This window comes from Helicobacter winghamensis ATCC BAA-430 (assembly GCF_028751035.1).
In the GTDB taxonomy this organism is placed as follows: Bacteria; Campylobacterota; Campylobacteria; order Campylobacterales; family Helicobacteraceae; genus Helicobacter_D; species Helicobacter_D winghamensis.
This window is the reverse complement of record NZ_CP063533.1, coordinates 898,310-920,916: the sequence shown is the minus strand read 5'-3', so window position 1 is coordinate 920,916 and position 22,607 is coordinate 898,310. Positions and strand designations below refer to the sequence as shown.

Annotated in this window: 22 protein-coding genes; 17 read left to right on the top strand and 5 right to left on the bottom strand. The window is 35.5% G+C overall.

The features are described 5' to 3' along the window. Position 1: 1 nt before the first annotated feature. Genes ciaB through IP358_RS04710 form a run of 5 tightly spaced genes read left to right on the top strand, consistent with a single transcriptional unit; the run spans position 2 to position 4,848 of the window. Positions 2 to 1,966: an invasion protein CiaB gene (ciaB, locus tag IP358_RS04730; RefSeq protein ID WP_006802438.1), complete on the top strand. Its 1,965-nt coding sequence runs from the start codon at positions 2 to 4 to the stop codon at positions 1,964 to 1,966. Between the two features lie 13 nt (positions 1,967 to 1,979). Beyond that, positions 1,980 to 2,810 carry a CheR family methyltransferase gene (locus IP358_RS04725; protein ID WP_006802437.1) on the top strand — a complete coding sequence of 277 codons (831 nt, stop codon included), beginning with the start codon at positions 1,980 to 1,982 and terminating at the stop codon, positions 2,808 to 2,810. Position 2,811: 1 nt separating this feature from the next. Further along, positions 2,812 to 3,468 carry a CheB methylesterase domain-containing protein gene (locus IP358_RS04720; RefSeq protein WP_006802436.1) on the top strand — a complete coding sequence of 219 codons (657 nt, stop codon included), beginning with the start codon at positions 2,812 to 2,814 and terminating at the stop codon, positions 3,466 to 3,468. Further along, positions 3,468 to 4,058 (top strand): YigZ family protein, encoded by a 591-nt coding sequence (locus IP358_RS04715; protein ID WP_006802435.1) that lies wholly within the window; start codon positions 3,468 to 3,470, stop codon positions 4,056 to 4,058. Before IP358_RS04720 ends, IP358_RS04715 begins: the two co-directional genes overlap by 1 nt. A 40-nt stretch (positions 4,059 to 4,098) precedes the next feature. Further along, positions 4,099 to 4,848: a hypothetical protein gene (locus IP358_RS04710; protein ID WP_006802434.1), complete on the top strand. Its 750-nt coding sequence runs from the start codon at positions 4,099 to 4,101 to the stop codon at positions 4,846 to 4,848. Here IP358_RS04710 and murI read toward each other — a convergent pair. The 4 genes from murI to IP358_RS04690 all read right to left on the bottom strand — a co-directional run bounded on the left by murI (position 4,838) and on the right by IP358_RS04690 (position 8,658). Continuing rightward, the gene (murI, locus tag IP358_RS04705) at positions 4,838 to 5,614 is read right to left on the bottom strand and encodes a glutamate racemase (protein WP_006802433.1); all 777 of its coding nucleotides are present in this window, start codon (positions 5,612 to 5,614) and stop codon (positions 4,838 to 4,840) included. The genes IP358_RS04710 and murI overlap by 11 nt on opposite strands. Further along, the gene (gene rho, locus IP358_RS04700) at positions 5,595 to 6,920 is read right to left on the bottom strand and encodes a transcription termination factor Rho (RefSeq protein ID WP_006802432.1); all 1,326 of its coding nucleotides are present in this window, start codon (positions 6,918 to 6,920) and stop codon (positions 5,595 to 5,597) included. The genes murI and rho overlap by 20 nt, the downstream gene beginning before the upstream one ends. Before the next feature lie 148 nt (positions 6,921 to 7,068). After that, positions 7,069 to 7,719, bottom strand: a complete 651-nt coding sequence (locus tag IP358_RS04695; protein ID WP_006802431.1) for a LysE family translocator — start codon at positions 7,717 to 7,719, stop codon at positions 7,069 to 7,071. 15 nt (positions 7,720 to 7,734) lie between these two features. Continuing rightward, positions 7,735 to 8,658: an aspartate carbamoyltransferase catalytic subunit gene (locus tag IP358_RS04690; protein ID WP_006802430.1), complete on the bottom strand. Its 924-nt coding sequence runs from the start codon at positions 8,656 to 8,658 to the stop codon at positions 7,735 to 7,737. A gap of 109 nt (positions 8,659 to 8,767) precedes the next feature. Here IP358_RS04690 and IP358_RS04685 point away from each other — a divergent pair, with 109 nt between their 5' ends. The 12 genes from IP358_RS04685 to IP358_RS04630 all read left to right on the top strand — a co-directional run bounded on the left by IP358_RS04685 (position 8,768) and on the right by IP358_RS04630 (position 22,069). After that, entirely contained in the window at positions 8,768 to 10,090 is a 1,323-nt protein-coding gene (locus IP358_RS04685; protein ID WP_006802429.1) for a UDP-glucose dehydrogenase family protein, read from the top strand. Continuing rightward, complete coding sequence (locus IP358_RS04680; protein ID WP_006802428.1) at positions 10,091 to 10,624, top strand: hypothetical protein; 534 nt, start codon at positions 10,091 to 10,093, stop codon at positions 10,622 to 10,624. Then, a complete protein-coding gene (gene tlyA / locus IP358_RS04675) occupies positions 10,624 to 11,367 on the top strand; it encodes a 23S rRNA (cytidine-2'-O)-methyltransferase TlyA (RefSeq protein ID WP_006802427.1) in 744 nt (247 codons plus the stop codon). The genes IP358_RS04680 and tlyA overlap by 1 nt, the downstream gene beginning before the upstream one ends. Beyond that, complete coding sequence (locus IP358_RS04670; RefSeq protein WP_006802426.1) at positions 11,333 to 12,199, top strand: bifunctional riboflavin kinase/FAD synthetase; 867 nt, start codon at positions 11,333 to 11,335, stop codon at positions 12,197 to 12,199. Before tlyA ends, IP358_RS04670 begins: the two co-directional genes overlap by 35 nt. A gap of 1 nt (position 12,200) precedes the next feature. Beyond that, positions 12,201 to 12,908, top strand: coding sequence for a carboxy-S-adenosyl-L-methionine synthase CmoA (cmoA, locus tag IP358_RS04665; protein ID WP_006802425.1), 708 nt, complete (start codon positions 12,201 to 12,203; stop codon positions 12,906 to 12,908). Between the two features lie 2 nt (positions 12,909 to 12,910). Further along, a complete protein-coding gene (dapE, locus tag IP358_RS04660) occupies positions 12,911 to 14,047 on the top strand; it encodes a succinyl-diaminopimelate desuccinylase (RefSeq protein ID WP_006802424.1) in 1,137 nt (378 codons plus the stop codon). Between the two features lie 78 nt (positions 14,048 to 14,125). Next, on the top strand, positions 14,126 to 15,049 hold the full coding sequence (locus tag IP358_RS04655; protein ID WP_006802423.1) for a methylenetetrahydrofolate reductase: 924 nt from the start codon (positions 14,126 to 14,128) through the stop codon (positions 15,047 to 15,049). Between the two features lie 62 nt (positions 15,050 to 15,111). Beyond that, complete coding sequence (locus IP358_RS04650) at positions 15,112 to 16,152, top strand: YeiH family protein (protein WP_006802422.1); 1,041 nt, start codon at positions 15,112 to 15,114, stop codon at positions 16,150 to 16,152. A 9-nt stretch (positions 16,153 to 16,161) separates the two neighbouring features. Continuing rightward, the gene (locus tag IP358_RS04645; RefSeq protein ID WP_006802421.1) at positions 16,162 to 17,325 is read left to right on the top strand and encodes an FtsW/RodA/SpoVE family cell cycle protein; all 1,164 of its coding nucleotides are present in this window, start codon (positions 16,162 to 16,164) and stop codon (positions 17,323 to 17,325) included. A gap of 50 nt (positions 17,326 to 17,375) precedes the next feature. Beyond that, entirely contained in the window at positions 17,376 to 19,310 is a 1,935-nt protein-coding gene (locus tag IP358_RS04640) for a penicillin-binding protein 1A (protein ID WP_006802420.1), read from the top strand. Positions 19,311 to 19,345: 35 nt separating this feature from the next. Beyond that, entirely contained in the window at positions 19,346 to 21,049 is a 1,704-nt protein-coding gene (locus IP358_RS04635; protein ID WP_006802419.1) for an ABC transporter ATP-binding protein, read from the top strand. Positions 21,050 to 21,109: 60 nt separating this feature from the next. Beyond that, positions 21,110 to 22,069, top strand: a complete 960-nt coding sequence (locus IP358_RS04630) for a chemotaxis protein (RefSeq protein ID WP_006802418.1) — start codon at positions 21,110 to 21,112, stop codon at positions 22,067 to 22,069. 3 nt (positions 22,070 to 22,072) lie between these two features. Here IP358_RS04630 and IP358_RS04625 read toward each other — a convergent pair whose 3' ends face one another. Next, the gene (locus IP358_RS04625) at positions 22,073 to 22,606 is read right to left on the bottom strand and encodes a phosphatidylglycerophosphatase A family protein (protein ID WP_050754813.1); all 534 of its coding nucleotides are present in this window, start codon (positions 22,604 to 22,606) and stop codon (positions 22,073 to 22,075) included. Between the last annotated feature and the right edge of the window lies 1 nt (position 22,607).

The following is a 22,607-nucleotide window of genomic DNA, read 5'->3' as shown; positions in this document are numbered from 1 at the left end:
AATGGATAAAAATATTAATGAAAAAATTTTAGGCGATATTATTACGCTTTATCGTTATTTAGAATCTCAAAATAAAAGCATTAATGCTCTTTATGAAAAGTTGGAATCTAAAACTATAAGTGCGCTTTTAGAACCCGTCTTTAAAAATTTGCCTGATGAAATCCAAACGCGTTTTGCCTGCGTGGAACGTATTGTGGGTTTAAAAGAGGGCGCGCTTTTAAATATGCTACAAAAACTAAATGTAGGCGAGCAAGAAGGCTTAAAACTTCGTGCAATGCTTTTAGAAATCACGTGTGATTTTTATTTACAAAAGCACACAGAATTGCTAAAGTATGTTAAGGATAATGTGCTTTTGACTCCTTTTTTGCGTGCTCTTTTAGAGTTTGTGCATGAGATTGGAATTGTATTTAATGCTTTTTTCTTTGCGTGGCAGAAGGAATTGATTCTAGGAATTAATAAGGATTTAAACGCGTGTTTTAATGGGGATTGTAATGCGATTTTAAAGGCGTTAGAGTCTAGTATTGAGTGTTGTCAAAAAGACTTTGCAAATGAAGGGGGATTTAGTGCTAAGGGGGAATTTAGCGATAGAAGCTATTCTGTGCCTGTGCTTAAGGACTCTATTTATCAAGCCGTAGCTTATGCGGAGTTTTTTCAAAAAGAATTTAGAGATTTAAATCAAACATTTAACAAGGGCTTAGAAGCCCTTGAAGGCTTAGAAGAAGTTTGTCCACCCTTAGAGCAAAAAGAAGCGCATATTGCATATTTAAAAGCACTCCAAAATGCCCTAATGCAAAGGGATACTAGCTTATTATTGGAATCTTGGAGACTTGTGGATAAAGCTTGGATGCAGATCTCCACACCTTTGCAAATTGGACATCCTTTAGAATATTATGAAGACCATTTTAGAAAGGCTGTTGCGCCAGAGTGGGATTTAAGGATTGCTAGAATTTATAATGGTGTGGATTTACTAGAGCCTAGTGCAAATGCAGACTTTAAACTCTCAAAAGAGCTAATATGGGACTTTTATATAGAATATAGCAAGCAATTTAAGCATACGCTTTTTAAAGATTCTATTGAAAATTGCGTGAAGCAATCTTTATCAAAAACGCAGAATTATGGGGGAATGCCTTTGTTGTTTTATGGGGCAGAGTTAAATGGGCTTTTTAGTGCGCAAGTTGTGCCAAATGATGAAAAAGTGAGTGCAAAATATGGCAAAAAGATTTTTTATTTTCCTGATCGTGTGCGTGAGTTATCTTTGGCAAAGCCTTTTATGTTGCTTTCAAGTAAAACTTTCCCAAAAGAATTTTTAGATTTTAACAGAGAGTTGCTGTATTTTAGGGAACAAGATTGGTATAGGGTGTATGAGATTTCTACCATAGGACACGAGTTTGGGCATATTTTGTGGGTGGATTTAGATAGTGAATTGCAAATGAATGCAAAGGGACAATTTAAAAATATTGAAGAATTTAAGGCAACAATGGGCGGTCTGGCATATTATTTCACAAGAGAGCAAAAGCCACTTTTAAAAGAATTGGTTTGCAATATGATTGCGCGTGCTGTTGGCTTGATTGCTTGGATGCAAGAAGATGAAGTATTACCGTATTATTGCGAGGGACTTATCCATTTGCAAGTGCTTTTTGATTCTAAAGTTTTGTCTTATAAAGGAAGTTTTGAGAATGGTGTTGCTTTAGGAATTGATTTGAATAAAGCAAATCTTAAAGTTTTGGAGCAAAGATACTTAGAAGTTTATAATCAATTAATTAGCGTGTATTTAAATAAGCAAGATGCAAGTTTGTTTTTAGAGTATTATGTAAAAAAAGACTCTAAAGGTAATTACAAGCCAAAGGATTCTAAGATTCTATCCTTTGTGGAAGATTATTACAAAGAATATCAAGCAATCGGGCAGGTGCAAGATACATTAACGCCAAAGGCTTGGCAAGAAGCTTACAAAAAAGAAAAGGGCTAGGGAGAGGGAAGATATGCCACCACTTATTAATCAAGAGGATATTAATCAAGCGCGCGAGTTAATTTATAAATTTGCTGGAATTCATATGCCAGCAAATAAAGATTCTACAATTAAAAATCGTCTTGATAAACTTTCACGAGATCTTGATATACAAGATTATACAGCTTTTTTTATTGCACTAAGGCGCGGACAATTTAAACAAGATTTTATTAATGCTTTTACAACAAATAAGACAGATTTCTTCAGAGAGGGATTCCATTTTAAAGATATGGTAGATAGAATCTTGTCTCAACGCTTGCAAGATGATGAGCCTTTTAAGGTGCTTTGTTCGGCAAGCTCTACGGGTGAGGAGCCTTACTCTATTGCAGCAACCTTGCTTTTTGCAAAAGAAATTTACAAATCAAATACACAAGTGAGCGTGCAAGCTATTGATATTGATACTTCTGTACTGGAAGTGGCTAGAAATGGAAATTATATTGTGGATACTCGCTTAAATCCTTTGCCAACTTGGTTAGAGTTGAAAGAATATTTTGATATTACAAGACTCAATGATCGTGAAATTAGTATGAATGCAAAACAGAATCTAAAAAAGATTCTAACCTTTAAGCAGCATAATCTTTATGCTCCAAATTATCCTTTTGGCGCAAAAGAGTTTGATATTATTTTTTGTCGTAATGTATTGATTTATTTTAAGGTTGAAGATCAAGAACAGATTTTGCACAAGCTCTTTTCTCGTCTAAAACTTGGTGGAACCTTGTATTTAGGGCATAGTGAAAGTATTTTAGGACTTGCTCCAAAGGTGGATAGACTGGGGCAGAATATCTTTGTAAAGGTGGCAGAATAGGGTGCTTAAGGCAAATATAAGCGAGAAATATCATCCGGATAAATTATTAAAATCTACGCCCTATAAAGGCGATGGGAAACGCATTATTGCTATTGGGGCAAGCACAGGCGGTGTTGATGCGATTGCTAAGATTTTAAACCAACTTCCGCGCAATCTACCTCCTATTATTATTACACAGCATATTCCAGGCGGTTTTTCCACTTCCTTTGCAAATCGCTTAAACATAAATTCCAAATTAGATGTTTTTGAAGTGAATGAAAGAGTGCTTTTGCGAGATTCTTGTGCGTACTTAGCACCCGGTGGGTTTCATATGTTACTTGATAGGCATGGAAATGATTATTATGCAAGGGCGCAAGATGGAATCCGTATTTCACGCCATTGTCCTAGTGTTGATGTGATGTTTAGAAGCTTAAATAATGTAGCAGGAAAGGTGGCATTAGCGATTATTCTTACAGGAATGGGAGATGATGGAAGTATAGGGATTAAAGAATTGTATGACAATGGGGCTTATACAATTGCGCAAGATGAAGCGAGTTGTGTCGTATTTGGAATGCCAAAACAAGCAATTGTAAAAGGCGCAGTTTGTGAGATTGTGGGATTGGATTTTATATATAAAAAAATTATAGCCTATGCCAATGGAGAGCTTAAGCGCAATTAATGGAAGATTTATATTATCCCTTAGAAATTGTGGAGTCTAGTTTTGAAGTAAAAGGTTCAAGCTTCATTTCCTATGTGATTCCAAAAATAGAAGTGGAAAGTTGGAATCTAAAAATGCGCCAAAAGCATCCCAAGGCTGTGCATTTTGTAACTGCTTCGCGTTTTTTAAATGATAAAGGGCAAATTGAAGAGAGCTTTAGTGATGATGGAGAGCCTAAAGGGACTTCAGGAATGCCTACACTTAAGGTTTTGCGTGGGTATGGGTTGATAGAGTGTGGGTTGCTAACTATCCGTTATTTTGGTGGAACGCTTTTAGGCACAGGTGGGCTTGTGCGTGCTTATACACAAGGTGCAAAAGATGCTGTATTAGCGGCAAAAGTTTCTGGTAGGCTTGCGTTGTATATTCCAAAAGAAAATGCGCAAATTACGATAGATTTTGCACTTTTTGCACAGGTGGAATATTTGGCAAAAAAAGTTGGAATCCAAATCGTTAAAAAAGAGTTTTTGAGCAATGGAGTGAGCTTAAAGGTGGAAGCAAAGGCTGAGGATTTGGAGCAATTTTTACAAAAGATTAAAGAGTTGCAATATTAATATTTTCTAATGATTTATAAATTTTTGATAAACTGATAAGATGAAAGTGTTGTGGATTTTTATTTTTATTTTTATTTTTATTTTTTCTTTTTCTTTTGCGCAAAATGCTCCCATAAAGCTAAAAAGTGATATTGCACAATATTTAAAACTTGATATCAAAAGAAAGAATCCTCTTGAAGCATTTAAGCCACTAGGAGATCGTTTTGGGATTCCATTACCGGCTTTAAGTAGCGATAAAGTAGTAATAAATAATTTTCAAGTCAAAAAACAATCTAAATCAAAAGAAGATTTTGATTTAGAAACAGAAGATATGTTTAATGAATATGTTGTGGGTGCTGGATTTGATAAGGTTTCAACATTGCTTAGTGATTATATTAAAGAAACAATAAGACAAAGCAATAAAAGTGATGTAATCAATCTTGAGATTCATCTTGATGGTGTAGCAACGCAAAATGAAAGTGGAATAGGGGGTGATTTTAATCTTGTATATCGCGTGCATAAGGATAAAATTAATACTTTAGAATTACTTGGTGGCATTAATCACAATCCAACTTCTCAAATGTGGAGTGGTAGCTATGGGGCAAAACACAGAATCCAGCACAAATCCTTGAAAAAATTGTATTTTGAACAAAGTTTGGTGCAAAATGATGATTTGATAGATGAACGCACTTGGAAATATGGTGTGGGATACTCACCTTTTAAAAACTTTACTACTTATGTTGAACGGGAAAATAACAAAAAGGGCGATGATAGCACAAAGGCAGGCGTGAAGTATAAAATCACTTTTTAAGCCAAAGATTAGCTATTTTTTCCAAGTTCTCTACATAATCGCTTGCATAAAACTTAACTTTTGGAGTCTCTTTGAAAGATTGCAAGGTGTAAAAGTTTTGCAAATATTCCATAATTGCTTCACCAGAGTGGATAAGCAATGGCTTATTGGAGTAGAAGTTTGCAATGGAATTTGCAATAAGTGGAAAATGTGTGCAACCTAAAATAATTGCATTAGGTGTGCTTGGGTATTGTTTTAAATAATGCGCAATGGTGGAATCTAAAATTGCACCTTCAAAGATTCCTTCTTCAACAATTGGCACAAAAAGGCTTGTAGCAAGCCCAAAAGTGTTTAAATAGCCTTTTTCTCTAAGAAGTTTGCTATAAAGATTGCTACAAATAGTGGCTTTTGTGCCTAGAATTAGAATCTTTGCATTTTTATCTTGGATTGCATTTTGTAAGGCTAGGATTCCAGGCTCAATCACGCCTATAACAGGATAGGGAGCAACTTCTTGCATTGCGCTTAATCCATATGCGCTAGCGGTATTGCACGCAACAATGAGTAAATCAAGTTTAAAAGGGGAGAAAAAATCAAGGGCTTCTAAAGAATATTGCCTAATAGTATCCTTGCTTTTTACTCCATAAGGCACGCGTGCCGTATCGCCATAATAAAGAATTTCTTTGAAATTATGAGATTCTATAAGATTTTTTAAAACACTAATTCCACCTGCTCCACTATCAAATACTCCAATTCTTTGTGGAGTAATTTTAGTCTTTTGCGCTATCATTCATCATATTTAAAAACTCTTCATTGTCTTTACTTTTTTGCATTTGTGAGTAAAGGAATGTAAGAGCGTCAATTTCATTATTCATTTGATGGATTGCATTGCGCAATACCCAAACTTTTTGGAGCTTATCTTGTCCTAAAAGTAATTCTTCTTTGCGTGTGCCACTCTTTAAAATATCCATTGCTGGATAAATTCTGCGCTCTGCAATATTTCTAGCAAGCACGATTTCGCTATTTCCTGTGCCTTTAAATTCTTCAAAAATCACTTCGTCCATTCTTGAACCTGTTTCAATAAGGGCTGTGGCGATAATTGTTAAGCTTCCGCCTTGTTCAATATTTCTTGCTGCTCCAAAAAAGCGTTTTGGCTTATGCAAAGCATTTGCATCAACCCCTCCACTTAACACTTTTCCACTGCTTGGAGTAGCAGTATTGTAGGCTCTTGCAAGGCGTGTAATGGAATCTAATAAAATCACAACATCTTTTCCCATCTCTACCATTCTCTTTGCCTTTTCTACCACAAGTTCAGCTACGCGCGTGTGGTTACTTGCTGGCATATCAAAAGTGGAGCTATACACTTCACCTTTTACGCTTCGCTCCATATCTGTAACTTCTTCTGGTCTTTCATCAACAAGTAAAACAATGAGTTCAACTTCGGGGTGATTTTTAGTAATCCCATAGGCTAGCTCTTTCATTAGCTCTGTTTTACCTGTTCTTGGTGGTGCAACAATCAAAGCGCGTTGCCCCTTGCCAATAGGTGCAAATAAATCTAACATTCTTCCAGTAATTTTAAAGCTATTGTATTCTAGTTTAATTTGTTCTGTTGGGAATAAGGGGGTGAGATTGTCAAAAAGCGGACGGCTTTTCATCTCTTCTGGAGATTGATAATTGATTGCTTCTACTTTTAAAAGCGCGTAATATCTTTCTTGGTCTTTTGGGCTTCTAACTTGTCCTGTTACAATATCCCCATTTCTTAGTGCAAAGCGGCGGATTTGCGTGCTGCTAACATAGGCGTCATTTTGTGAGCCGGAGAAGTTTTCATCAATTGCTCTTAAAAATCCATAACCTTCGCTTGTGATTTCTAAAATTCCTGTAAATAGGATAAAGCCACCTTTGCTAACTTGTGTTTTTAAGATTTCAAAAATCAAATCTTGGCGCAAAAATTCTTGGGGGTTTTCAATCCCTAGTGAGATAGCAATTTCAGCAAGTTTATTGATAGGTTTTGTACGCAATTCTTCAATGGTATGCCCTTCAACAGGCGTATGTGTGCGCACTTTATATTCTTTTTTGTTTTGATTTTGTTCGCTCATTTTTCACCTTAAGAGAGATTTAAAGATTTCTTGCAAAAGCTTAAATATGCAAGAAACTTTGTAGGGTTTAGCAAGTCAATCATTTTGTAATGAAGTAGCGGAATTTTAATCTAAAAGCTTTGTATTGTCAAGATTTTATGCAATTTTCTTAGAAGTTTATAAAATTGCGATAGCTTGTTAAAAATAGAAAAAACGCAAAGCCTAAAAAGATGATTCCACAAATTTTATCAATTCTATCAAACAAAGAATCTTTAACAAATTTTCTAAAAAACACTGCTAGTAAAATCGCTAGTATAAAGGCACTTAAGAGACTTAAGAGTAAAATAGCCAAGCTTAAAGTTAGATGATATTGCGTAAAAGGTGTGATGATTAGCCCAAAAAACAAAATTGCCTTAGGATTTGAGAGATTTAACAAATATCCTTTAAAAATTAGACTATAAAGGGATTGAATCGTTTGCACAGGTTGTGCTAGGGGGATTTTGGAATCTTGCATAAGATTTGATTTTACAGGCTTTGATTTAAGAAGCAAATAAGCAATATAGCACAAATAGATTCCACCTATTGCGTTTAAAATCCCTTGTATAAGCACTCCATTTAGTAAATGTGTAAGCCCAAAATACACAAGGCTTAAAAAAGTAATCCAGCCTAAAAAGATTCCAAATAAGCCTAAAAATCCTGCTTTTGCTCCATAATTTAGTGTGTTTCTAAGGGTGAATAAAATATCAGGTCCGGGTGTTAAAGCACCGATAAATCCAACACAAAAAAGCGTAAAAAGTTCAAAAATTAGCGTATTTTCCATTGTTTGTTGAAATTTTTAAAAATAAGGGAAATTTTTTGGAATCTTATTTTTGCTATGAGTGATGAGCGTTTCTAAAACTGCCATTCTTATAGCAACGCCGTGTGTAACTTGCTCTAAAACCTTACAGCGCGGATCTTGTAACATAGAATCGCTAATGTCAATATTGCGATGCACAGGTCCGGGGTGGAGTAAGATAATATTTCTCTCCCCAAAAAGTTCTCTTGTAATACAATAATCGCTTGCATAATCCTTTAAGCTTGAATAAATAGGGTAATCGTGGCGTTCTGTTTGTGTGCGTAAGCTCATCACAGCATCAACAGAGTCAATCACTTCTTTTAAGGAAATACAATGGCGGAGTTTGGTTTTAGGAATAAAATGTGGCGGTCCTACTAAAATTACCTCCATTCCAAAACGCCCTAGAAGTTCAATATTGCTATTTGCCACGCGTGAGTTGCGAATATCGCCTACAATAGCGATTTTTTTGCCTTCTAAGTTACCTAAATGCTTGCGCAAAGTCAAAAGGTCTAAAAGTGCTTGTGTGGGGTGAGCGTGCGCACCATCGCCACCATTTATGATAGAGCAAGTTACATATTTAGCAAGAATATTAGGCACGCCAGAATTTTTGTGTCTTACAACAATTGCACTTGGTTGCATTGCATTAAGGTTAGCTGCAGTGTCAAATAGGGTTTCCCCCTTGGTTGTGGAGCTTTTTGAAACATCTAGGCGAACAACACTTCCGCCTAAGCGTTTTGTTGCAACTTCAAAGCTTGAGAGTGTGCGTGTGGAGTTTTCAAAAAAGATTGTAATAACAATATGTCCTAAAAGCGCGTTTTTACTATTTAGCGCATTTTTGGAATCCAAATAACTTTGGGCTAAATCTAAAATCCCTTCTACCTCTTCTTTGCTGAAATCCTTAGTTTCTAGTAAATGCCTAGCCATTTTGAACCTTAAATTACAAATGGTAGCATTATATTTTGATTTTGCTTTGCTTTGCCTTTTATTCTTTTAATAATATGCTAGAATTGCGAAAAATTTTAGGCTTAGTTTAATGAATATAGTGATTATTGGGACGGGTTATGTTGGGTTGGTTAGTGGTGCATGTTTTGCGGATATGGGGAATAATGTAATTTGTGTGGATATTGTGGAATCCAAAATTGCGCGTTTAAATGCTGGAGAGATTCCTATTTTTGAGCCAGGATTACAAGAGCTTGTGAAAAGAAACAAGGAGCAGGGAAATTTGAGTTTTACCACTTCCTTAAAAGAATCTTTACAGAAAGTAGAAGTGGCTTTTATCGCCGTTGGCACACCTATGGGAGAAGATGGAAGTGCGGATTTACAATATGTTTTAGAAGTAGCACGAGAGATTGGCAAAACAATGGAATCTAAAATGCTAATTGTAGATAAATCCACAGTTCCAGTTGGCACAGCACAAAAGGTTAAGGAAGCAATCAAAGAAGAATTAAAAAAGCGTGATGTTAGCATTCCTTTTAGTGTGGCTAGCAATCCTGAGTTTTTAAAAGAAGGTGATGCAATTAATGATTTTCTAAGACCTGATAGGGTGGTAATTGGTATAGAAGAAGAGTGGGCAAAAGAGATTTTAAAGGAAGTGTATGCGCCATTTTTACGGAGTTATGATAGGCTAATTGTGATGGATATTAAAAGTGCTGAGATGACAAAATATGCAGCAAATGCGATGCTTGCAACAAAGATTAGTTTTATTAATGAGATTGCAAGGATTTGCGAAGTTGTAGGAGCTGATGTGAATCAAGTAAGAATTGGAATTGGGAGTGATAAGCGTATTGGATATAGCTTTATTTATCCGGGTTGTGGATATGGGGGAAGTTGCTTTCCAAAAGATGTGAAAGCTTTAGAGAAAATTGCTCAAGAAAATGGTGTAGAAGCTAGAATGTTACAAGCCACAGCGCAAGTTAATGAGAAGCAAAAAAGGGTATTGGGTGAGAAGATTATTGAGCATTTTGGTGAGAGTTTGAAAGGCAGACGCATTGGAATTTGGGGGCTTAGTTTTAAGCCCGGGACAGATGATATGCGTGAAGCCACTTCACTTGTTTTAATTGAAGAGCTTTTAAAGCGTGAAGCGGAAGTTAGTGTATATGATCCAAGGGCAATGGAAGAGGCAAAAGGATTTTATTTTAAAGGAATCCAAAATATTATGTATGCAAGCAATAAATATGATGCATTAAATGCCTGTGATGCAATGGTTTTAGTAACAGAGTGGAAAGAGTTTAGAAGCCCAGATTTTCTAGAGATTAAAGAGCGACTAAAGGAAGCAATTATTTTTGATGGACGCAATCAGTATAATGCAAAACGCTTAAAAGAGCTTGGGTTTATTTATTATCAAATTGGAGTTTAGATGTTTAAGGAAATCATTTTTAGTGTTATTTTAATAGTATTTTTAGGTTGTGAGAGTGTTAAGTCTGTGGTTGTTCCACAAAAGCTTGAAGAAGCCTATATTCAAGCAACAAGAAAAGCGGAATTAATCACAAAAGAGAGGGTGCAAGTGGTGTTAATTGCTACACATTTGAATACTTTTAATAAAGAAAAATATCCACAAGAAAAAGGCGAAGTGTTTTTTATAGATGTTTATCAGAGTTTTCAGCACGGAGTGGAAAATCCTAAAGGATTTTTTGAAAATGGATTCCATTTGACACTTAACAATGGTGAAACTCCCATAAAAATTACGCCACTTCAAAAAGGGCAATTAGAAGGCTTAATGCACAAGAGTGCAACACCTTGGGGGGAGTATTATTTAGTAGAGTTTATGCCACAAGATAAACGCACGCAAAATTCCTTACAACTCCTTATGCGCCACAAGGAATTTGGAGAGAATTATCTAAACTTTGGCTTTAAACCTTTAAAGAAGGAAGATTTAAAGGATAGGCGTTAATGCAAAGTGTAGAAATTGTAAATTTGCGCTTAGATGTGGCTTGTGTGAAGCTTAGAATCGCATCTTCTCGCAATCAAGCACACGCGCTAATCAAAAAGGGCAAAGTGTGCGTTAATGGAATCCCTTGTGCGAAAAGTGCTTATGTATTAGGATTAAAAGATAAAATCACAAAGTTGGAATCTAAAATTTTTGTTAGTCGCGCTGGAGAGAAGCTAGATTGCTTTTTAAAAGCAAATCCTATCTTTGATTTTCAAGGAAAAAGCGCGTTAGATATAGGTGCAAGCACAGGTGGATTTTGTGAGGTTCTTTTAGAAAATGGTGTGGAATCTGTAGTTTGTGTAGATGTTGGAAGCAATCAGCTACATTATAGCTTAAAAGAAAATCCACGCGTAAAAAGCTATGAAAAGACAGATATTAGGGAGTTTGCCACAAAGTATAAGGGGGAATTTGAAATTGTGGTGTGTGATGTATCTTTTATTGCTTTAAAAGAAATTTTAGATTCCATAATCACATTATCAAGGGATAAGGTGATTTTGCTCTTTAAGCCACAATTTGAAGTAGGAATGGGAGTTAAGCGTAACAAAAAGGGAGTTGTGCAAGATGTAATAGCAATTCAAAAAGCATTAGAAAATATGTTAGAGTTGTTAGAAAAAAGTGGATTTAAGGTTTTAAAAACTATGGAATCACAAATCAAAGGAAAGGAAGGGAATGCAGAGTTTTTTATCGCTTGTCAAAAACTCTAAATTTGCAAAGAATATCACAAGTCTTGCATTAGGGAAGTTTGATGGCTTACATTTGGGACATCAAGCATTATTTAAAGAGCTTGATGAAAATGGTGCAATTTTGTGTATTGAGCAAGAAAATGGTGTATTATTACCTAAAAAATATCGCTCTTTTTATGCGAAATACCCGATGTTTTACATTGCGCTAGATATTATCCGCAATAAGAGTGATAAGGAATTTGTAGCATTTTTACAAAGTGTATTGCCAAATTTAAGACGCATTGTTGTGGGGTATGATTTTAGGTTTGGGAAGGATAGGTTTTATTATCCTTTTGATTTGTTACAGAGTTTTAAGGGTGAAGTTGTGGTGGTCAATGAAGTGCTTTGCAAGAAACTTTCTGTGCATAGTGGATTAATCAAAGAACTTTTGTTAAATGGCAATGTGAAACAAGCAAGTAAGTTTTTAGGGCGTTTGTATGAGATTAGAGGGGAGATTATTAAGGGGCAAGGGCTTGGTAAAAGGGAGCTGTATGCAACGATTAATCTACAAAATGATGGTTTTTTACTTCCACAAGAGGGCGTGTATGCAGGGTTTATTCAGCTAGGTGAACAAAAGTTAGAATCCAAAAAATATCCTGCTGTGATTTTTATTGGAAATCGCTTAAGCACAGATAAGTCTTTTTCTATTGAAGGGCATTTGTTGGGCATTGAAGTGGAAGTTAAAGAGAGTGAAGCTGGGTTTTATTTTGCTAAAAAAATTAGAAACAATCGTAAATTTGATAATTTAGAATCCCTAAAAAAGCAAATTAGTTGCGATATTAATGAAGCTTATAAAATCTTAAAGGTTAAATAAAATGGATAAAGTTTTTACACAAGCTCCACAAAAGCAATTTGAGTTTGACGCAAATGTGGCAGGGGTTTTTGATGATATGTTATGTCGCTCTATCCCTTTTTATAAAGAAGTTTTAGCTTTAAGTGCGGATTTTGCGCTAGAGTATGCAAAAAAGGATTCCGTAATTTTAGATCTTGGGACTTCTACGGGGGCTATGCTTTTAGAAATTGCTTCTAAGGCTAAGATTCCTTTAAGGCTTTATGGCATAGATAATTCGGTAAGTATGCTAGAGTTCGCGCAAAAAAAGTTGGACACCTATGGCATTAAGGCAAATTTAATTTGTGGGGATATTTTGCAAGAGAATTTTCCTAAATGTGATGTGATTGTGGCAAATTACACTTTGCAATTTATCCGTCCTTTAGAGAGAGAAAGGCTTGTGCAAAAGATTTTTAATGCACTCAATACAGGTGGTGTGTTTATTTGCTCTGAAAAGGTGATTTGTGAGAATAAAACTCTAGATTTTAAGATGATTCAATATTATTTAGAAAGTAAGAAAAAGCGGGGATATAGTGAGTTTGAGATTAGCAAAAAGCGTGAAGCTTTAGAAAATGTGCTAATCCCTTATAGTGAAAATGAGAATAAAACAATGCTTAAAAATGCTGGGTTTAGCCATATTCAAACGCTTTTTTGCTGGGTAAATTTCACAACTTTAATTGCAATAAAGGAATAAAAATGCAAACCCTAGAAGTTTTAAAACAACTTGTTGCTTATCCTAGTATAACACCGCAAGAATGCGGGATTTATAGGTTTATTTGTGGGATTTTGCCAGAATTTAAGGCGCTAGAGTTTCACAAAAATGGCGTGAAAAATGTATTTTTGTATAAGGATTTTAGAGAATGTGAAAATATGGAATCTAAAATTACAAAATCCGCACATTTATGCTTTGCAGGACACATTGATGTGGTGCCACCTGGAGAGGGTTGGGAGAGTGAGCCTTTTGCGCCACTAGAGAAAGATGGATTCCTTTATGGGCGTGGGACGCAAGATATGAAGAGCGGAGTAGCGGCGTTTGTGTGTGCATTAAGGGAATTTTTGGATTCCAACAATAGTTTTAATGGGATCTTGTCTGTGCTTTTAACAAGCGATGAGGAAGGCGAGGCGATTTTTGGCACAAAGCACGCATTAAGTGAGCTTCAAAAGCTTAATTTATTGCCTGATTTTGCAGTTGTTGCAGAGCCTACTTGTGTGGAAAAATTTGGCGATATGATAAAAGTTGGTAGGCGTGGCTCCATTAATGGTAAATTAATCATACAAGGCAAGCAAGGACACGCGGCATATCCTAGTAAATGTATTAATCCAGTAGAGTTAATCGCTCCTGTATTAAGTAAGATTGCAGGATTTGATTTAGATAAAGGAAATGCGGAATTTGAGCCTAGCAAGATTGTGATTACTGATATACGCGGTGGAATGGAAGTTGTTAATGTAACGCCAAATGATTTAAAGATAATGTTTAATGTGCGCAACTCCACAGCTACAAGTTTAGATAATTTGCAAGCGTATTTAGAAAATCTTTTAAAAACGATTCCACATTCTTTGGAGTTAAAACAAAGTTCTAAGTCCTTTTTGACAGATACAAAGAATAAAATTGTTCAAAAAATGGTAGAAGCGTTGGAATTTCAAAATGGTTTTACGCCACTTTTAAGCACAAGTGGAGGCACAAGTGATGCGCGCTATCTTGCGGAATTTGGAGTAAGTGTTGTAGAGTGTGGTGTGTGCAATGATAGAATCCACTCACTTAATGAAAGAGTAAAAATTAGCGAAGTGGAAGCCCTGCAAAAGTGTTTCTTGGAATTGTTGCGGAGATTTTAAAAGTTAAAATTCAACTTGTATTTAGAATTTTTTGTTACAATCCTTGTTTTTAATCCATTATTTTAGAGAGTCCATTTTATGCCAGGTTTTGAGAGTAATAAGATAGAATCCTTTATTGATAAACTCCAAAAAGGTAAGAAGTGCTACACTTATGAGTTTTCAGCCCCTGCTAGTTTTTGTTTAGAGAAGTTATTTTGTGGGCTTAAAAATCAATCCTTTTTACAAGAATTAGACGCATTTATTTGCACAGATTCTCCTTTGGGAAAATTAAAACATAGCCCTATTTTGGCAAGTTTGAAGCTACAAAACACTTTTAAGATTCCAAGTATCGCTACAATTTCTATGCGCGATAAAAACACACTTGCGCTTCAAAGTGAGTTAATCGGTATGAATAGCCTTGATTTGCGTCTTGTGTTAGCCTTAACGGGGGATCCTTTAAGGCTAGGTAATCAACCCCAAGCAAAAGGTGTATTTGAAGGAAATAGCGCACTTTTATTAAAGATTATCGATGCATTAAATCTTAATAAAGATATTAATGGAGAGAATTTACAAGGGATTCCTAAAAGAATTTATCCCTTTTGTGTGCTAAATTCTTATGCAAAAAATAAAGAAAGTCTTTATAAAAAAATGCGCGAAAAAATCCGCAATGGAGCTTTAGCGATTTTCACACAGCCTATTTATGATGAAAGCATTGCTAAAGAGCTTTTAAAGTGGTGTGATGCTATTAATTTAGAGTTTAGAACAAATTGCGCACTTGTGTTTGGATTTTTTCCTATTGCTTCTTATAAAACCGCGTTATTTTTGCATTATAAATTACCCGGTGTATTTGTATCGCAAGAGTGGTTAAAAGCACTGGAGATTGCTAAAAAAAATGGCAAGGAAGCAGAAGTTGGATTGCAAAAAAGCAAAGAGTTATTTAAGGCTTTAAGTGCCTTGCAACAAAAGTTTCACTTTATGAGTGCAAACAAACCTGAAATTATTGCACAGATTTTAAAAACCTAGAAAAATTTTATAAAAACTTTGCTATACTTCGCGCTTTTAGATTCCATCTTTTAGGCTATATTATGCGAGAAAATGCACAAAACATAAAAAATGCTTTGCTTCAAAAACAATTTTATAAGGATTATACTAACGGCTTCGTGCTTGTTTTGCTGGTTTCTCTTGCAAGTTATTATGTGAGTGTATTGCCTGTGGTGCAACGCTTGCATTTATCGCCTTTGATTTTAAGCGTGCTTCTTGGTATTTTAGCTACACCTTTGTTTAGGGTGGCGCAAAGCAGTTGTGAAAAGGCGGTTGTTTTTAGCGCGAAAAAACTTTTAAGATTTGGAATTATTCTTTTTGGTTTTAATGTTACTCTTGAGAGTATCGCTTCTGTGGGCTTAAATGGAATCCTTTTAAGCATTGTTGTTGTAGTGGTAATTTTGATGCTTGGATATGTTGTTGGTGTGAAATTTTTAAAGCTTGATAGAGAGATTGCGATTTTAGTAAGCGGTGGGAGTGCTATTTGTGGAGCAGCAGCAGTTTTGGCTCTAGAATCATCTATTAAATCCAAGCCTTATAAGGGCGTGATTGCCGTAGGAACAGTGGTTCTTTTTGGGCTTTTGGGAATGTTTTTGTATCCCTTAGTTTATGCGTTTGGGATTCCGCCTTTTTCACAGGAGCAAATGGGTTATTTTCTTGGACTAACACTTCACGAGCTTGCAAATGTTGTGGGTGCTGGTGGAAGCATTTCACCACAAACACAAGAGATTGCACTAATTGTTAAAATGATTCGCGTAATTTTGCTTGTTGCGGTGCTATTAATCGTGCCTTATCTTTTTACACAAAGCAAAGAAGGGGAGAAAAGAAAGCTTCATATTCCTTGGTTTGCATTTTGGTTTTTGGGTGTTGTGTTGTTGCATTCTTTTATCAATTTACCTGAAAGTATTGTTAGCACATTTAGGTTTTTATCTAGCTTTTTCCTAGTTATGGCAATGAGTGCTTTAGGGCTTCAAGTGGATTTTAAAAAGTTTTTAGAATGTGGTGGAAGAGCATTTGTACTGGCGTTTATTTTGTTTTGGATTCTAACTTTTGGTGGATTCTTGCTTGTGTATTATTTTGTGTGAAAGGAAGCGGTGGTAGATCGTCCCTTATTTTTCATTAGCGTAAGTTTAATTACAATTAGCATTTTATTTTCTTATTCGCTTTCATCTTTTGCAATTTTGTATTATGAGTATGGGGAATTTCATTTTGCTTTGCGCCAAAGTATTGCAGGGATTTTTGGTGTGCTTTTGATGTGGGGGATTTCGCGTTGTAATCCAGATAATTTTGTGTTGCGCTTTGGATTTGTTTTGTTTTTTGGTGGGATCTTTGTAATGTTTATTATGCACTTTTTGCCAGAATCCTTAGCGACAAGTGCTGGTGGGGCAAAACGCTGGATTAGATTGCCCTTTTTCTCTCTTGCGCCTGTGGAGTTCTTTAAAATAGGATTTGTAGCCTTTCTTGCGTGGAGTTTTTCGCGTAAATTTTCACTTTTAGAGCAAAAAAGCTTGAAAGAAGAGTTTATTACCTTTTTGCCTTATGTGGCAGTGTTTTTAATTGCGGTGTATTTGATTGCAATTTTGCAAAATGACTTGGGACAAATCGTGCTTTTAGGCACAACTTTAGCGATTATGATGATTTTTGCAGGTTCGTCTTTTAAGTTATTTTTATATCTTTTAAGCGGAGCTTTTGTTTTGTTTATTGCTGTGATTGTTACAAGCACGCATAGAATTGCTAGGATTAAAACTTGGTGGGCGGGAGCGCAGGATTTGATTTTGTCCTTTTTTCCGCAATCCATTGCAAATTCCTTGCGTGTAGAAAATCTCCCTGAACCTTATCAAATTCAACACTCCCTAAATGCGATTGTCAATGGTGGAATCCTAGGTGAAGGTTTAGGGAATGGCTTAATTAAGCTTGGCTTTTTAAGTGAGGTGCATACAGATGTGATTTTAGCAGGAATCACAGAGGAGGTTGGATTTTTAGGCTTACTTTGCATTAGTGCACTTTTTATTGCGCTTGTGTTTAGAATTTTAAAAATAGCAAATCGTTGCGCAAATAATGTGTATTATCTCTTTTGTTCTGGCGTTGCGGTGATTTTGGGATTTTCTTTTTTAATTAATGCCTTTGGAATTTCTGGGTTAATTCCTATTAAAGGGATTGCTGTGCCATTTTTAAGCTATGGAGGAAGCTCAATTTTGGCAACAAGCATTATGATAGGCATTGTGTTATCTATTAGCAAAAAGGCAAAAATGGCTTAATATTTAGGGTTTTTGTGTTAGAATCGCAAGAATTTATTAAAAGGGATTGATTGAGAACTTTTTTAAGAATACTTGGTGGTCTTGGGATTATCGCCACTATTGGAATTGTTATTTTTGTAGTGCAAATATATATAGAGATTCGTAATGATACAGATAAAATTGTGCATTATAAACCACCCATTGCTACACAGATTTTTGATCGCCAAAATCGCTTGGTAGCAAATTTGTTTGACAAAGAATTTCGCTTTTATGCAACTTTTGAAGAGATTCCACCACGCCTTATTGAGGCATTGTTAGCCATTGAAGACACTTTGTTTTTTGAACATCCGGGGATTAATATAGATGCGATTATGCGTGCAATGCTTAAAAATATTCAAAATGCGCGTTATGCTGAAGGTGGTAGCACCATTACACAACAGCTTATTAAAAATGTAGCCCTAACGCGCGATAAAACACTAGAGCGCAAAATTAAAGAAGTTTTGCTGGCAATGCGCCTTGAAACAATTCTTAGTAAAGAAGAGATTTTAGAGAGATATTTAAATCATACTTATTTTGGACACGGATTTTATGGGGTAAGAACAGCTTCACTTGGATATTTTAGAAAGGAAATGCAGGCACTTTCTTTAAAGGAAATGGCAATACTTGTTTCGCTTCCGCGCGCACCCAGTTTTTATGATCCTACAAAAAATTATGAGTTTGCACTAGGTAGAGCAAATAATGTCTTACAAAGAATGTATGAATTAGGTTGGATTACTAAAGAAGAGTTTGATGCCCAAAGTAGCGAGCGACCAAAGGTATATAATGATACGCTAACAAAAAATATCGCACCTTATGTTGTTGATGAAGTGCAAAGGCAACTTGCTGGACTTGAGGATTTAAAAACAGCTGGTTATAAGATTTATTTAAATATAGATTTAGATTATCAAGAATTGGCACAAGAAGCATTGTATTTTGGTTATGAACAAATTTTATCGCGCCATAAAAATGATGAGACTTTAAAAGAAAAGTTAAATGGTGCATTTGTTGTTTTAGAAAACAAAACAGGTAAGATTTTAGCACTTGTGGGCGGCGTGGATTATGCTAAGAGTAATTTTTCGCGCGCTACACAAAGTAAAAGGCAAATAGGAAGCAGTGTAAAACCCTTTTTGTATTTGAGCGCTATAAACTCTGGCGTGGCGCAAAATTATCAAATCCCAGATATTGCTAGAACCTATGAATACAGAGTTGGCGGAGAGAGAAAAAAATGGCAACCTAAAAACTATGGAAGCTCTTTGAGCGGATTTGTGTCGTTAAAAACAGCACTAACAAAGTCTTTAAATCTTGCTACTATTAATCTTGTAGAAGAAGTGGGATTTGATAGGATTTATAATGATATTTTAAGATATGGTTTTAGCAATGTACCAAAGGATTTGTCTATTTCTTTAGGAAGTTTTGGAGCATCTCCGCTTGAAATGGCTAGAAATTTTATGATATTTTCCAACTATGGCAAAGTGATTGATCCTATGCTGATTGATTATGTTGTAGATATAAAGGGAGATGTGGCATATTTTACTCCAAATGAATACGAACTTTCTAAAGATATGCAAAGTTTTTTGATTGTAGATATTCTGCGCAATGCTGTAAATGTAGGCACAGGAAGGCGCGCTAGGGTAGATGGAATCGAACTCGCAGGGAAAACAGGCACAACAAATGATAATGTTGATGCGTGGTTTTGCGGGTTTTCTCCAAGTATTGAAGCAATAATTTGGTATGGGAAGGACGATAATACGCCTATGGGTTATAGTGAAACAGGTGGTGTTGCGCCAGCTCCAGCATTTTCTTATTTTTTTAACAAAATCTTAGAGATTGACCCGGGGCTAGAGCGTAAATTTAGGATTCCACAAGGCGTTCGCTCACAAAGTGTAGATGGAGAAAGGTTTTATTATACCGATGATTCACCGCTTAAAAGCGCGCCTAGAACAAATAGTGATACAATTATTTTTTGATTCCATAAGGGGACAATAAGTTTGAGGGGTAAAAATTGAAGCGGTTTTTTAAGCGATTGTTACCTTATATGAAAGATTATAAGCTGTATTTTTTCTATGCAGTTTTAGGGACAATTTTAGTTTCTGTTGCAACAGCTGGAAGTGCGTATCTGGTTAAGCCTGTGTTGGATGATATTTTTTTAGCCAAAGATGCTAATATGCTTCACATCTTGCCTTTTTTAGTGGTATTGGCGTATTTTTCTAAGGGATTTGGAGTTTATATCCAATCGTATTATATGAACTTTATAGGGCAAGATATTGTTAAGCGTTTGAAAAATGTGTTGTTACAAAAAATGCTAACTTTTGAAATGGGATTTTTTAATCGTTATCGCAATGGTGAGTTAATCTCGCGCATAACAAGCGATATTGCAGCAGTGCAGGGAGCTGTATCAAATTACTTCATAGAAGGGATTAGGGAGAGCTTGACAATCTTTGGGCTTGTGTTTGTTGTGATTTATCAAAGCGCAGAGCTTGCATTTTATGGGCTTGTTGTAATGCCACTTGCGCTTTACCCTATCACATTAATTGCTAGAAAAATGCGTAAAACTTCTAAAAGATTGCAAGAAAAAAACGCTGATTTATCTTCTAAACTTATTGAAATTTTTAATAATATGGAGTTAATCAAAGCAAGCTCTGGTGAAAACATAGAACACAAGCAGTTTGCAAACCATAATCAAGAGCTTTTTAAGCTCTCAATGAAGTCTGTGCGGATTTCAGAGTTGACTTCACCTTTAATGGAAACACTGGGCGCAATTGCCATTGCTGTGGTGATTTTTGTAGGGGGGTACAAGGTAATTAACGCAGAATTAACTACAGGGGAGTTTTTCTCTTTTACTACAGCACTCTTTATGCTTTACACCCCTTTTAAGCGCATTAGTAATCTGTATAGCAAGATTCAAATTGCCTTTGCAGCAGGGGATAGAATCTTTGAAATTCTAGATAGGAATCCTAAAATCCAAGATGGCACAGAAGAACTAAAAGAGCAAATTCAATCTGTGAGCTTTAAAAATGTGGATTTGTATTATGGAGAAAAACGGGCATTAAGTGGAATCAATTTAGAAGTGAAATTAGGGGAGAGTATAGCACTTGTTGGAAGTAGTGGGGGCGGTAAAAGCTCGCTTGTCAATTTGCTTTTGCGCCTTTATGACACAAAGAGTGGGGAAGTTTTGATAAATGGGGAGAATATTAAGCATTTTACGCAAAATTCCTTGCGTTCTAAAGTTGCCATTGTTACACAAAGGATTTTTATTTTTAATGATTCTATCGCACGCAATATTGCCTATGGGAGTGAGATTGATGAAACGCGTATTGAACTTGCGTTAAAGCAAGCTAGAATTTTTGATTATGTGCAAACACTTCCCAATGGAATTTATACAGAACTTGATGAGTTTGGAGCAAATTTAAGCGGCGGGCAAAGGCAAAGAATTGCTATTGCACGCGCCCTTTATAAAAACCCTGAAATTTTAATTTTAGATGAAGCCACAAGTGCGCTAGATAACAAAACAGAAGAAGAGTTTAGAGAAGCCTTAAGTGCATTGCTAAAAGATAGAATTGTTATTATTATTGCGCATAGGTTTTCTACTGTTTCACTTGCAAATAAGATTTATTTTTTCTCAAATGGTAAGATTTTAGCAAGTGGAACACAAGCGGAATTGTTTGAAAAATGTGCACCATTTAGGGAATATTACAAAAGCTTTTAAAAAGTTATGTGATTTTTTATGTTATAATCAGCGGAAATTTTTTAGATTTAAGGTTTTAGAATGTCTAATTTATCTAATGTTGATCAAATAACCAATCTCCACAGAAATAATGAATTACAATTGTTGTGTTTTAGGCTTGAAAAAGATAAGGATTTATATGCGGTTAATGTTTTTAAAATCCGTGAAGTTGTGAAATATCGAGGAGAAATTACTGTTGTTTCACACGAAGCTAGCTCTTTAATTGAAGGGCTTATTACCATTAGGGAACTTACAATTCCTCTAATTGATTTGCGTAAATGGTTTTATTATGACGCAAAAGATAGAAGTAGAGACTTGGAGAGTTATGGAGTTAAAAGAGAGTCAGGTGAAGATGAAGTAATTATGATTTGTGAGTTTTCTAAATGGACAGTTGGGGTTAGAATTTATGAAGCAGATAGAATTTTAAATAAAAAATGGACAGAAATTGAACAGAGCGCTGGAATTGGAAACTCTGGATTAAATAGCAAACTTGTGAGCAGAACGCGTTATTTTGATGGGCGTTTAGTGCAAGTTGTAGATATTGAAAAGATGCTTGTTGATGTCTTTCCTTGGATTGAAGATGAGAAAAATGCAGAAATGAATAAGATTAGGGAAATCGTGACAGATCACGAAGTGCTTTTGGCAGATGATTCCCCAAGCGTTATTAAGACAATGCAAAATATTTTAAATAAACTTGGAGTTAATTATAAAACCTTTGTGAATGGGCAAAGGTTGCTAGATTATGTTTTTGCAGATGATACGGATGTTTCAAAGATAGGGATTATTATCACAGATTTAGAAATGCCAGAAGCCAGTGGATTTGAAGTGATAAAGCAAATCAAAGCAACTCCGCTAACTGCTAAAATCCCGGTAGTTGTAAATTCTTCTATGAGTGGAAGTAGCAATGAAGATATGGCGCGTTCACTCAATGCAGATGAGTTTATTTCTAAGTCTAATCCCGTAGAAGTGGAAGAAGCATTGCGCAAATTTATGATTAAATAGCTATTAAAAGCTAAAATTTAAAATTGGGGCTAAGGATTCCATCTTTTGCATTGCCTCAATTATCATAATTCCTAAGAGTCCAGCAAAAAATCCAGCAAGCAGATCATCTCCCATTACTCCTAAGCCACCTTTAACATTTCTATCAACCCTACCAACAATAGAAGGCTTCCAAATATCAAAAACTCTAAATAAGACATAGGATAAAAATAATTCAAAAACGCTGTGTCCTATCATCGCAATACTGATCCAAACACCTGCTAGCTCATCAATAACGATTTGTTTGGAATCGTGCGGTAAACCTTGTTTTTCATAATGGTTAATAATTTTAATTGCGATGGCAGCAACCAAAAGCGCACTAAGTAGTAATGTGCTAGGAGCAATGTGGTAGCTAATTAAAAATCCCAAAGGCAATGCTACAAGCGTTCCAATACTTCCAGGAGCTACTGGAAATAATCCACTAAAAAATAATGTTAAAAACATTTTTTGCAAAAAATCTTTAGGGCTATTAAAAGTTTTAAAAAAATCATTAGATTGCATT

What these genes read in the sequence shown, in the direction of transcription:
- ciaB (WP_006802438.1), top strand. Translation starts at nt 2, where the DNA reads ATGGATAAAAATATTAATGAAAAAATTTTAGGCGATATTATTACGCTT.
- IP358_RS04725 (WP_006802437.1), top strand. Translation starts at nt 1,980, where the DNA reads ATGCCACCACTTATTAATCAAGAGGATATTAATCAAGCGCGCGAGTTA.
- IP358_RS04715 (WP_006802435.1), top strand. Translation starts at nt 3,468, where the DNA reads ATGGAAGATTTATATTATCCCTTAGAAATTGTGGAGTCTAGTTTTGAA.
- IP358_RS04710 (WP_006802434.1), top strand. Translation starts at nt 4,099, where the DNA reads ATGAAAGTGTTGTGGATTTTTATTTTTATTTTTATTTTTATTTTTTCT.
- murI (WP_006802433.1), bottom strand. Translation starts at nt 5,614, where the DNA reads ATGATAGCGCAAAAGACTAAAATTACTCCACAAAGAATTGGAGTATTT.
- rho (WP_006802432.1), bottom strand. Translation starts at nt 6,920, where the DNA reads ATGAGCGAACAAAATCAAAACAAAAAAGAATATAAAGTGCGCACACAT.
- IP358_RS04695 (WP_006802431.1), bottom strand. Translation starts at nt 7,719, where the DNA reads ATGGAAAATACGCTAATTTTTGAACTTTTTACGCTTTTTTGTGTTGGA.
- IP358_RS04690 (WP_006802430.1), bottom strand. Translation starts at nt 8,658, where the DNA reads ATGGCTAGGCATTTACTAGAAACTAAGGATTTCAGCAAAGAAGAGGTA.
- IP358_RS04685 (WP_006802429.1), top strand. Translation starts at nt 8,768, where the DNA reads ATGAATATAGTGATTATTGGGACGGGTTATGTTGGGTTGGTTAGTGGT.
- IP358_RS04680 (WP_006802428.1), top strand. Translation starts at nt 10,091, where the DNA reads ATGTTTAAGGAAATCATTTTTAGTGTTATTTTAATAGTATTTTTAGGT.
- tlyA (WP_006802427.1), top strand. Translation starts at nt 10,624, where the DNA reads ATGCAAAGTGTAGAAATTGTAAATTTGCGCTTAGATGTGGCTTGTGTG.
- IP358_RS04670 (WP_006802426.1), top strand. Translation starts at nt 11,333, where the DNA reads ATGCAGAGTTTTTTATCGCTTGTCAAAAACTCTAAATTTGCAAAGAAT.
- cmoA (WP_006802425.1), top strand. Translation starts at nt 12,201, where the DNA reads ATGGATAAAGTTTTTACACAAGCTCCACAAAAGCAATTTGAGTTTGAC.
- dapE (WP_006802424.1), top strand. Translation starts at nt 12,911, where the DNA reads ATGCAAACCCTAGAAGTTTTAAAACAACTTGTTGCTTATCCTAGTATA.
- IP358_RS04655 (WP_006802423.1), top strand. Translation starts at nt 14,126, where the DNA reads ATGCCAGGTTTTGAGAGTAATAAGATAGAATCCTTTATTGATAAACTC.
- IP358_RS04650 (WP_006802422.1), top strand. Translation starts at nt 15,112, where the DNA reads ATGCGAGAAAATGCACAAAACATAAAAAATGCTTTGCTTCAAAAACAA.
- IP358_RS04630 (WP_006802418.1), top strand. Translation starts at nt 21,110, where the DNA reads ATGTCTAATTTATCTAATGTTGATCAAATAACCAATCTCCACAGAAAT.
- IP358_RS04625 (WP_050754813.1), bottom strand. Translation starts at nt 22,606, where the DNA reads ATGCAATCTAATGATTTTTTTAAAACTTTTAATAGCCCTAAAGATTTT.